This is a genomic window from Yaniella halotolerans DSM 15476 (assembly GCF_000420805.1).
GTDB classification, from domain to species: domain Bacteria; phylum Actinomycetota; class Actinomycetes; order Actinomycetales; family Micrococcaceae; genus Yaniella; species Yaniella halotolerans.
Window position 1 is genome coordinate 422,944 of the sequence record NZ_ATVQ01000002.1, and the last position, 10,599, is coordinate 433,542.

Consider the following 10,599-nt stretch of genomic DNA (forward strand, 5'->3'; position numbering starts at 1 on the left):
TTGCATACCGTGAAGACTATGCCATCTCCCCAAGAAACTTCACAGCTCGAGTCTGCGCCGGCTACGACGGGCCGAAGAACAGTAAAACAACCCGGTGAGAACCCACAGGTCAGTGACTTTTTTGAACTTTCTCGAAAAGTCAAAGATGCCGGTCTCATGGAACGGCGGGTTGGCCGCTACATCGCCCGAATGATTTTCTTGGGACTGGCACTGGCCGGCGCATTTACGCTGCTATTCACCCTGGGTGACACATACTGGCAGCTCGCTGTGGCAGCGCTTTTTGGCGTGCTCTTTACCCAGGCAGGTTTTCTAACCCACGATGCAGCACACCAACAAATTTTCTCCTCGGGCAAGCGCAATGCGTGGTTCTCACGTATCACCGGCAACCTGATCGTGGGGTTGAGCTACGGCTGGTGGACCCGCAAGCACGGAAGACATCACGCCAACCCGAATACCGTTGGCAAAGACGGCGATATCTCAACCGGTGCGCTGGTATTCATTCCTGAAGAGGCTGATCGCACCGGATTCATGGGGTGGATCACGCGTCGTCAGGGGTGGCTGTTCTTCCCGCTGTTATGTCTCTTTGCCTTTGCGCTGCACTATAACTCTGTAAAATCGGTGCTGCAGAACCGTAAGCTAAAACATCGCCGCATCGAATTGGCGCTGCTGGTATGGCGCTTCATCAGCTTCCCGTTGCTCGTACTGGTTGTGTTGGGCCCGGGGTTGGGTTCAGCGTTCATGGGCGTACAACTCCTGGTGTTTGGCGCGTACATGGGTGGCAGTTTCGCGCCCAACCACAAAGGCATGCCACTGATTCCACATGATTCAAAAATAGATTTCTTATCCCGTCAGGTACTCACTTCACGCAATATCCGCGGCGGCAAGATTGTCGACTGGGCCATGGGTGGACTGAACTACCAAATTGAGCACCATCTCTTTCCGCGGATGCCCAGTGCACATCTGCCCCTGGTCCAGCCTTTGGTTCGTCAGCACTGTGCTGAGCGCGGTATCCCTTACACCGAAGCCGGTCTCATCGAGTCTTATGCGATCGTCGTGAAATATCTGAACCGGGTGGGTCTAGGCTACGCGGATCCCATGGAATGTCCGCTGGTTTCCCAATACCGTCCCCGTTAAAGTTGCGTGCTCGAATCTGGCTGAACTGGGGAATTGGCGGTCATGTGCTGCCCGTTTTCCGGTACAGCATCAACCCCCGCCACCTGGTCATCAAGCGTGATATTGGCAAATGTCATCGGCACCCCTATGCCACGAAATAATGATGCTCGATCCATGAGGTGGCAGTGCACATGCGGTTCACTGCTGTTGTCGGAGTTACCGCAGCGGCCGATGAGCTGACCGGCACGAACGGTCTGCCCCGGCTGCAGAGTAGTTGAATTTTGTTGCAGGTGCGCAATCACCGCGTAGACACCGTCGTGGCTACGAATCACCACGTGATTGCCAAGAATAAAGCCGGGCCCGCCCAATTCCCGAAAAGCTCCTTCGAGCATCATATAGATGACGGCAAGCATCCTGGATCGAGACCGGTGGTCACGATGCCATGATGACGCACGAACAACGGTTCCGCTGACCATGGAGTAGACGGGCTGCCCAAAGGCAGGATAGTGCCGGGGTGGCCGCATGGCTGGTCCAGTACCGAATATAGGGCGCGCCTCTCCGGGAGGTTCATACACCAGATCGATTGCATATGTTTGGCCGTACGCCCGTATCCCGTGACTCGGAACTTTCGTGGCGGGACTATTCAGCGCCAACCAACGTCCCTGCACCGGTGCGCAAATCACCACGGAGTCTTGTGTCCTCAGGAATCGTGGACCGAGCAGTGACAGGACGACACCCAGCACCATTCCGACCAATGCCCAACGCGCGATCCACACCATCGCTCCGGCAACGGTCTGCGGTAGCCACGAGTCAAAGAGCGCGAACGTGACGAGCACTACGACCGTGGTCGCAAGGAGTATCCCGCGAACACGATACAGCAGCAAGAATGCTTGTTACACGACGCAGCCGGACCCTCGATGCGACCGTTAATTGATAGCTCCGGCGGGAACCGCAGCGACGTCGTCGTTGGTATCTTCAAACCGGGCAGCCACCGATTCGGCTTCCTGGCGGGCCGGGGTATCAGCATTTTCTACCAGATGATCAAACTGTGCAGGAATCTGGCGCTCCAAATAGCGCATGGCCTCAACGTAGAGTTTGCCCGAACGGTAGGACGAACGCACCAGAGGACCGGACATTACGGCAGCTGCCCCGTGTTCATAGGCGAAGTCGCGCAACCGCAGGAACTCTGCAGGTTTGACCCAGCGGTCTACGGGGTGATGCAGCGGTGATGGACGCAGGTACTGGGTAATGGTGATGATGTGGGTACCGGCGTTGATGAGGTCGATAATGGTGTCCTCAATTTCTTCGGTGGTCTCCCCCATCCCAAGGATCAAGTTGGATTTGGTGACCAGTCCTGCGTCGCGCGCCGATGTGATGGCTGCCAGCGATTTTTCGTAGCGGAAGGCCGGGCGAATGATTTTCATCAACCGTGGCACTGTTTCGATGTTGTGTGCGAAGACTTCAGGTTTTGCATCGAAGATCTTCTGGAGCGCTGATTCGCCACCGCGGAAGTCATCGACCAAGAGTTCGACGCCTGTCTGCGGTGTGCGCTCGTGGATCGCACGGGCGGTTTCGGCATAAAGCCAGGATGCGCCATCTTCCAAATCGTCGCGAGCTACACCGGTCACCGTAACGTAGCGCAGGCCCAGTTCGTCTACAGATTCAGCAACGCGGTACGGCTCTTCGGTGTCATATTCTTCTGGCTTACCAGTGGCGATATCGCAGAAGCCGCAGCGACGAGTACATACCGCGCCGCCGATAAGGAACGAGGCCTCCCGGTCTTCCCAGCACTCATAAATATTTGGACAATTAGCCTCAGCACACACGGTGTTCAGGGAGGTATTGGCTACCTGGCTACGCAAGTTCTGGTACTCGGGACCGACCGTCGCTCGGGTTTTGAGCCATTCCGGGCGGGGTTCCCGAGGCACTTCAGCATTGCGTGCCTCAATCCGAAGCAGCTTTCGACCTTCAGCCTGCGGGATGGTAGACATTAACCTCTCCTTTAATTGATTCTGGGGCAAGTAGCGGTACCAGACGATGTTCCAGCGCGTCCGTGAGTACCTCGGCAACATCCTGCAGTGACGTCTTGACGCCTTCTTCCGCCATGGAGGTTACGGTTGCATCGGTAATGCCACACGGGATAACCCCGGCGAATGCTGACGCTGGATCTGTATTGATATTCAAGGAAATGCCGTGCAACGTGGCATCCTGAGAAATTTTGAGGCCGATCGCCGAGATTTTACGGTTTTCAATCCACACGCCGGCGCGCCCTTCGATGCGATCCACGGCGAGACCAAAGTGCTGTTGCAGCGTATCGATGACAGCACCTTCGACGGCGCGAATGTATTTGATGACATCAACCGGAGCGGCGAGTTTCACCAACGGATAGCAGACCAGCTGACCGGGGCCGTGCCAGGTAACTGATCCGGCGCGATCCGTCTCGATGATCGGGATGGAATCGTCGATGATGTCGTGTGGCTGTGTGTGCCGACCGGCCGTATAGCTTGCTTCTGCCTCAAAAATGAGAAACGAATTCGGGTGCTCACCGTTGGCAATTCTGGCGTGCAGTTCGCGCTGCAACGTGTCCATCGCCCCGTAGGTTTTCAGACCGGTATCAAGTAAATTTATGACATGCACGATGTCCACTAAACCACATTTCGGCAGGATCGTGAACGATTGAAGTTTCGTTTCCTACTGCTGACACGTTGTACACCAGTACAGTTTCCGGGCTTCCAACTCCTCCACAATGATCCCGTCATCACCGCAGACCAGACAGGGTTTGCCTTGACGTTGATACACGTAGTTGGCGTGTTCGGGCCAGGCATCATGCAGCTCTACACCGGGACGATGTTTCGCGTCGGTGGTGATAATGCGACCGGTTTCGACACCGATCTCCAACAGGCGAACCTGATCCTGCCAAACGGCCTCGTGGGTCTCGTGGGTCAGGGTGTTGGTTGGTGTATGCGGGTTCAGGTTCAGCCGGAACAGCCCTTCGGCCCGAAAAATATTGCCGATGCCACCAATGACCTTCTGGTCCATCAGCACGGCCCCAATGCGGCGCCTGGTTTTGGCGGCGACATCGTAAAATCGTTGCGGATCTGCATCGTGACGCAACGGGTCCGGACCGATGGCATCGATCACGTCTTGGGCTTCTGCGATCGTGAGCGTCCGGCAAATTGCCGGGCCCACCAAGTCTGCCCAGGAATGCTCCCCGATTATCCGCACCCTTGTGGTGGGGCGCGGTTCGGTTAGCTCTACGGCGCCGCCCGTATGGTCTTCCTGCTCCCCGATCTTGCGCGGCGCCCCGATCGACGAATGCTGCTGGCCTCCGAAGGTCCAGGCACCATACATGCCCAGATGCACGTTGAGCACGAGCTCGTTATCAAAATACAAAAACCAGTGCTTTCCATAGGCTTCAGAAGCAACGGCGCGGCGACCGTTGAGCAATTCGGCACCCTCAACGAAACGGCCCTGTGGCGAGGCCAACCGCAGTTGCTGGGTGACAAAGACGTCGTCGAAATGCCGGGCGATACGGTGAATGGAGTGACCTTCAGGCATTAAGGTTTGGCAATCCCCTCGGTGCCCAAGTCGAATCCGGCGATGGCTCCGCTGGTTTCAAACTCACCGATCTGCCCGATGCGGCGGGCGTGACGATCTTCCCCGGACCACTGGGCCGTCAGGAAGGTTTTGATGATCTCGAGTGCTTCGGCTGGCTCGTGCTGGCGTCCGCCCACGGCTACCACCTGAGCATTGTTATGTTCACGTGCCAGTTGTGCCGTGGAGATGTTCCAGGCCAGTGCCGCACGAATACCCGCTACCTTATTGGCAGCCATTTGTTCTCCGTTACCCGATCCGCCGAGCACTATTCCCAGCGAATCTTTGCCGGCTGAGCGTTCTGCGGCGACTGCTTTGGCCGCGTTGATGCAGAATGACGGATAGTCGTCCAGCGCATCGTATTGTTGTGGGCCGTGGTCGATCATGTCGTAACCGGCGGCAGTCAGGTTCTCAATCAAGTACTGGGCCAGTTCCAGACCGGCATGGTCGGTAGCAATGTGAACGCGCACGTGGGCTCCTCAAATTGGAAAATCGTGACTCCAGCATAGTCCGGCTTTAACACTTGTGTGGATTGGTGAAACAATGGTGACACTGATTCGAAAGGAACGTCAGCGTGTCGGATATTTCCCAAACCATCACCCGCGACCAGGCTCAACTTCGGGCCGCTCAACTCGAGGTACACCACTACCGGTTGGAGCTCGATGTCACCGACGACGCCGAATTTCGGGTCAACGCCGTCATCACGTTCTCCGCCTCGCGCGGGGCAATCGGGAACACCTGTTTCATTGATCTGCTCGGGCACAAGGTGTTCTCAGCCACGTTAAACGGGACGGATGTCTCCTACGACGGGGCACGTTTGACGCTTGAAAACCTGCAAGAGGACAACGAACTGGTGGTCTCTTCGTCGTCCCTGTATTCGTCCACCGGTGAGGGTCTACACCGTTACGTCGACCCGTTCGATGAGGCCGAATACCTGTACTCGCAGTGCGAGCCTGCCGATGCCCGCCGAATATTCCCGGTCTTCGAACAGCCAGATCTCAAAGCAACCTTCGAGCTGCATGTCGCGGCCCCGGCCCACTGGTCGGTCCTCTCCAATGAGCCCGGCGATTTTAGGTTGGACGGCGATGTCGCCCACTGGAGTTTCGACACGACTCCGGTCATGTCCTCATATCTTTTCGCGCTGATTGCCGGCGAATATACGCAGGTCGCACAAGGCTCCTGGGATACCGATTCAGCCAGCGTGCCCCTAAGCATCTGGGCCAGGAAATCCATGGCCGTCCACGTGGATGCAGAAGAAATGTTGGACATAACGCGCGCCGGATTCGAGTTCTATGAAGAACAGTTTGGCGTGGCCTACCCGTTCACCAAATACGATCAAATTTTTGTGCCCGAGTTCAACGCCGGAGCCATGGAGAATATCGGAGCGGTGACCATTACCGAGTCGTACATTTTCCGCTCGGCAGTCCCGCAGGCTATGGTGCAGCGTCGAGCTATCACGATTCTGCACGAGCTGGCGCACATGTGGTTTGGCAACCTCGTCACGATGCGCTGGTGGGACGATCTCTGGCTCAACGAGTCCTTCGCCGAATTTGTATCGCATCTGGCCGCGATGCACGCCGGTTACTCCGATGCATGGACCACCTTTAACTCCACGGAGAAGACGTGGGCCTACCGCCAGGATCAGTTGGCCACTACCCACCCGGTGATCGCCGATATGGTCGACCTCGACGCCGTGGCCGTGAACTTTGACGGCATTACGTATGCCAAGGGTGCATCGGTCTTGCGCCAGCTGGTCGCATGGGTCGGCACCGAGCACTTCATGGCCGGTGTACGTACCTATTTCGCGGAGCACGCCTGGTCCAATACCGAATTCTCTGATCTGTTGCGTCACCTGGAAGCTGCTTCCGGCCGTGAGCTGGCCGGCTGGTCCGATGAGTGGTTACATTCCACTGGGGTCAATACGTTGACCTGGGAACGCCATGACGACAACCTGGTGATCACCCAGTCCCAACCTGTGCGGCAGCATCGCGTGGGCATCGGGTTCTACGATGTGATCGAGCAGCGCCTCACGCAAGTCGGGCTCACGGAAATTGATCTCAAATCAGAAGCGACCACGATCGAGGCACAAGCTACGCCTTTGATCGTGGTCAATGATGGCGACCTGACGTACGCAAAGCTGCGTCCGGATAGTACTTCGCTCGAGACACTGACGGAGCATCTGGGTGATGTCGACGATTCACTGACCCGTTCCCTGTTGTGGGGCGCTGCCTGGGATCAGACTCGAGACGGTCAAGCCTCGGCTTCATGGTTCTTGGAACTGTTGCTGCGACACATCGGCGTCGAAACCGATTCATCGGTGGTCTTTTCGTTGCTGAGACAAGCTGCGACGGCCCTGGATAATTTCGTGCCCGCATCGCACGGTTCCAGTTACCGCGAACAATTTGCTAGCGGTGTCTGGGAACTTGCTCAGGAGGCCGAGTCTGGATCCGATATCCAGTTGCAACTCGTGCAGGCCTATGTTCGACACGCCCGCCACGCCACGATCGTGGCACAGCTGGCTGAGAAGCGTGGGCTTGAAGGTTTCTCTGTTTCCACCGATATGTCATGGTCCGCACTGCAGCGGCTAGTTGCACTTGGTGAAGTTGGTGAGACAGAGATTGATGATGCCCTGGCCGAGGATGAGTCCTCGACCGGTCATCTGGCCGCAGTTCAAGCCCGTGCCATGATCCCTACCAGTTACGCTAAAGCCGAAGCATGGGATCGCATTACGACCGGGGAGCTCACCAATCTCGAATTACGGCACATGGTGATGGGTTTCAGTGATGTTCACGAGGCGCAGTTGCTCGAACCGTATGTCAATAGATATTTCGATCAGATCAACCAGTTGTGGGCAGACAGTAGTTTCGAAACTGCGGAAACACTCGCCTTAGGATTGTTCCCAATGTGGGCAATTACTGAGCAAACCGCAAACCGCACCCTGCAGGTTGCCGAAACGACGTCCTACACAGGTCTTGATCGTATTCTCACTGAGTTGCACGACGATGTTCGCCGTGCCCTGACTGCGCAAGCGGCCTTCTAGGACTATTCTGCCGGAGCGTGGCATCCCCAGGCATCTGCGTTTTCGAGACAGGTTTGGTCAACGTTTCGGGTCACCGCACTAAAGATTCTGATTTCGATTGGGTCGGCTTGCTGGGTAACCGGCGCGCTGACTTCTTGCACCTCGCCGCCGTCTACTTGGAATGTGCCTTCGAATATCGTGGTGAGTTCGACGGTGTGAACACCGGGTTCGCTGAACTGGTGGCTTGTATCAGTTTCGGTGTTGAAAATATCAACCGGATAGCCGGGCAGCTCGGTCACGAGGGTATTGCCGTCACCATAGTCCCACCGGTATTCAACCGGTGTAGCGGTAATAGTGACTTCCTGGTCGAACATGGTTTGTGTGATGGTTTGCGGTTCGTGGTGACTCGCATAGAAATTGGTATGGGTGTTCTTTAGACCAAACGGACCCCGGTCCATCAGAATTTGGGGTGAACTTGGGATAAGTTCCAACAGGTCGGACGTGGTGATCGTGATGGTGACTGGTTCACTGACAACTTGGGTTTGAGGCGCTGGTGCCGGGCCCGGTGCCGCAGGTGCGGCTGGTGTTGTAGTCGGGCAAAAGTCGTCTGCTCCCCCAAAGAGTTGAGTCACAAGGCACGTACCTCGAGCAACTGTACTGACCGGCGGAAATGCTGAAGTCGGTCTCGAGACGCTATTGCTGGAGGTGCTTCCGCCTCCGCCACTCGAATTACCTGTTGCCGGCGCTGGTGCAGGAGCAGCAGGTCGACGTACTGTCCTCGGTCGTTCGTTAGTAGACGTTATATTCTTGAATATATCGACCCCTAGTGCGTCCTGACTAGACCGATCTTCAATATCTATTGAGCTGTATGCTGGACCAGCAAGAATAAGACAAAGTATTAAGCTGCATACCGAGATCCAGGAGGCTTTGCAGACCAATAGAACACTAGTTCTCGGCTTATGTACCACTGCTCTCACTATCCGGTCCTGTCCATTCAACCAACCAACGTTGGGCTGTACCGTTGTAACTTAGATCAGCAATCCATTCCGCCGAATTTTCTTCAACACTTTCTTCAACATCTTTCTCTGAATCAGAGTAAAGCTCTGCAGCAGGTTGGGTAATTTCAAAAGTTAGTGCAGTCCATTCTTGACCTTCATCATCGGTATGTGTGGAAACATCGCTGACATCAATTACCACCGAATCCTCAACAACGGCCCAATCCCCGTTTTCATAGCGCTCACGCCAACCCTCCATATACAAATCACAAAATTCGCAAACGTCGTGCGAGACCAGAGCTATAGGATCAGTCTCTCCTGTGAGCCGAGCGTAGTCGATGGCTTCCCAAAAATATTTGAGGGTTGCTTCGGCCCCTTCTTCCGTTTTTTCTGTAGCGACAGCGGGAAGTTTGGGCTCTGGAACATTCTGCGCGGGCCCATCAGCTGACGCCGGAATATACTCAGCGGTTCCAGCTTCAGAAGCGTCAACCGTCTCTTCAAGTTCCGCATCCTCATCGTTTGAACAGCCAGTGAGAACCGCGGCAAGGGACAGCGCGGCCAAAACGGCGACGAGACGACTCGGGACAGACTGCTTTAGAAGACGTGGCATTAAGGCACTTTCGAGTAAGTGAGAAATGATGTTTTATAACAAAGTAATCCCTCGTCGGGATGTAATCCAGATCTCACAGCCAGGTTGTGGAGAATTCGTTTACGTTTTACTTACGGGACCACTTATCCACAAATACCTACGATCGTGCCGCGGTATACCTCAAAACTTCCGCGATCGGTTGCACCTCAAGCACTCACTACAGTGCACTAGAGACTGTTCGCGGCGTCATCAGGAACGTCTATAACATCTGCGTCAGTCTCAGTTGCAGGTGGGACGATGCGTTCCTCCCCCGCGTAGATGACACACCGATGGCCACGGGTAAAACCAACCAGCGTCATGTCAGATTCTTTGGCAAGCTCCACCGCCAATGATGATGGGGCTGACACCGCCACGAGCATGGGAACCCCGGCCATGGCTGCCTTTTGGACCAGTTCAAAGCTTGCGCGGGATGAGGTAACCAATACCTTGTCGCTTAATGGCAGGAGTCCTTCCATGAGGGCCCATCCAAGCACCTTGTCCACGGCATTGTGTCGTCCGACGTCTTCACGTACCACCAGCATCTTGCCAGTTTTAACGTCGTAAAGGCCGGCACCATGGAGGCCGCCGGTTTTGGCGAAAACTTTTTGATCCTCACTCAGCTGATTAGGAAGCCCCATGACTGTGAGCTCATCAAGCGTGAAATCAGAGCGCTCGTCAATGGGATAGCAACCATTCTGGTGCACCTCGTCCAGAGACTGCCGACCACATAGGCCGCATGAGGAATTGACGACCAGCTGACGCTGCACGGTGGCGGTCGGAGGCAGAACGTGTGGCGCCAGCGTTATGTCGACGACGTTGTCCGAAGTGTTTTGCAATGCGGATTCGGTTCCTGAAAACGCGCCGAGTCCTAAGGGCGGTGCCAGATCGCTTGTGAGACTGTTGCCGTCGGGGTGATCCTGTGGCTGTGCCTGGGTGTGCGGGTTGAGACCTTTCGGCCCTTGGTCCTTTTGACAGTAACGGACCCTAAAAACGTCGTCGGCAGAGTTGATGATCCCTTCGGACAAGGCGAAGCCCACGGCCAAGGAGAAGTCGTGCACGGGTGTGCGCATGGTGACTGCTAAGCGTGTGCCATTCACGCGGATCTCGAGGGGTTCCTCAACGGCGAGGGTATCGGCACGGTGGGTTCGCCCCGTGTCGGCATGCACGCGGGCAACACGGACTCGAGCTTGTGAAGAACGCATAACTCCATCGTAGCCGTGCAGCTCCCTTAATGGCAGGGTGTTGTTAGG

General features: G+C 55.9%; 10 protein-coding genes. 2 read left to right on the forward strand and 8 right to left on the reverse strand.

What is annotated here, in order from left to right:
• Nucleotides 1-18 precede the first annotated feature (18 nt).
• Nucleotides 19-1,134, forward strand: a complete 1,116-nt coding sequence (locus G583_RS0109515) for a fatty acid desaturase family protein (protein WP_022870950.1) — start codon at nucleotides 19-21, stop codon at nucleotides 1,132-1,134.
• Here G583_RS0109515 and G583_RS15380 read toward each other — a convergent pair.
• The 5 genes from G583_RS15380 to G583_RS0109540 are packed head-to-tail and all read right to left on the reverse strand — an operon-like array spanning nucleotide 1,131 to nucleotide 5,177.
• Nucleotides 1,131-1,997 carry a M23 family metallopeptidase gene (locus G583_RS15380; RefSeq protein WP_022870951.1) on the reverse strand — a complete coding sequence of 289 codons (867 nt, stop codon included), beginning with the start codon at nucleotides 1,995-1,997 and terminating at the stop codon, nucleotides 1,131-1,133. The two genes, G583_RS0109515 and G583_RS15380, sit on opposite strands and share 4 nt — an antisense overlap.
• 42 nt (nucleotides 1,998-2,039) lie before the next feature.
• Entirely contained in the window at nucleotides 2,040-3,104 is a 1,065-nt protein-coding gene (locus G583_RS0109525) for a lipoyl synthase (RefSeq protein ID WP_022870952.1), read from the reverse strand.
• Nucleotides 3,082-3,759 (reverse strand): lipoyl(octanoyl) transferase LipB, encoded by a 678-nt coding sequence (gene lipB, locus G583_RS0109530; protein ID WP_022870953.1) that lies wholly within the window; start codon nucleotides 3,757-3,759, stop codon nucleotides 3,082-3,084. The genes G583_RS0109525 and lipB overlap by 23 nt, the downstream gene beginning before the upstream one ends.
• Before the next feature lie 45 nt (nucleotides 3,760-3,804).
• On the reverse strand, nucleotides 3,805-4,671 hold the full coding sequence (locus G583_RS0109535; protein WP_022870954.1) for an Fpg/Nei family DNA glycosylase: 867 nt from the start codon (nucleotides 4,669-4,671) through the stop codon (nucleotides 3,805-3,807).
• The gene (locus tag G583_RS0109540; RefSeq protein WP_022870955.1) at nucleotides 4,671-5,177 is read right to left on the reverse strand and encodes a ribose-5-phosphate isomerase; all 507 of its coding nucleotides are present in this window, start codon (nucleotides 5,175-5,177) and stop codon (nucleotides 4,671-4,673) included. Before G583_RS0109540 ends, G583_RS0109535 begins: the two co-directional genes overlap by 1 nt.
• A 104-nt stretch (nucleotides 5,178-5,281) precedes the next feature.
• Between G583_RS0109540 and pepN the strand changes: the two genes are divergently transcribed.
• Entirely contained in the window at nucleotides 5,282-7,747 is a 2,466-nt protein-coding gene (gene pepN / locus G583_RS0109545; protein ID WP_022870956.1) for an aminopeptidase N, read from the forward strand.
• A 2-nt stretch (nucleotides 7,748-7,749) separates the two neighbouring features.
• On the opposite strand, the gene G583_RS16380 is transcribed toward pepN, so the two are convergent.
• The 3 genes from G583_RS16380 to fdhD all read right to left on the reverse strand — a co-directional run bounded on the left by G583_RS16380 (nucleotide 7,750) and on the right by fdhD (nucleotide 10,551).
• The gene (locus G583_RS16380; protein WP_022870957.1) at nucleotides 7,750-8,358 is read right to left on the reverse strand and encodes a PKD domain-containing protein; all 609 of its coding nucleotides are present in this window, start codon (nucleotides 8,356-8,358) and stop codon (nucleotides 7,750-7,752) included.
• 325 nt (nucleotides 8,359-8,683) lie between these two features.
• Nucleotides 8,684-9,331 (reverse strand): DUF6318 family protein, encoded by a 648-nt coding sequence (locus G583_RS16385; protein WP_022870958.1) that lies wholly within the window; start codon nucleotides 9,329-9,331, stop codon nucleotides 8,684-8,686.
• A gap of 206 nt (nucleotides 9,332-9,537) precedes the next feature.
• Complete coding sequence (fdhD, locus tag G583_RS15395) at nucleotides 9,538-10,551, reverse strand: formate dehydrogenase accessory sulfurtransferase FdhD (protein ID WP_022870959.1); 1,014 nt, start codon at nucleotides 10,549-10,551, stop codon at nucleotides 9,538-9,540.
• Between the last annotated feature and the right edge of the window lie 48 nt (nucleotides 10,552-10,599).

Coding starts and splice junctions, on each gene's coding strand:
- G583_RS0109515 (WP_022870950.1), top strand. CDS start 19: ATGCCATCTCCCCAAGAAACTTCACAGCTCGAGTCTGCGCCGGCTACG.
- G583_RS0109525 (WP_022870952.1), bottom strand. CDS start 3,104: ATGTCTACCATCCCGCAGGCTGAAGGTCGAAAGCTGCTTCGGATTGAG.
- G583_RS16385 (WP_022870958.1), bottom strand. CDS start 9,331: ATGCCACGTCTTCTAAAGCAGTCTGTCCCGAGTCGTCTCGTCGCCGTT.
- fdhD (WP_022870959.1), bottom strand. CDS start 10,551: ATGCGTTCTTCACAAGCTCGAGTCCGTGTTGCCCGCGTGCATGCCGAC.
- G583_RS0109535 (WP_022870954.1), bottom strand. CDS start 4,671: ATGCCTGAAGGTCACTCCATTCACCGTATCGCCCGGCATTTCGACGAC.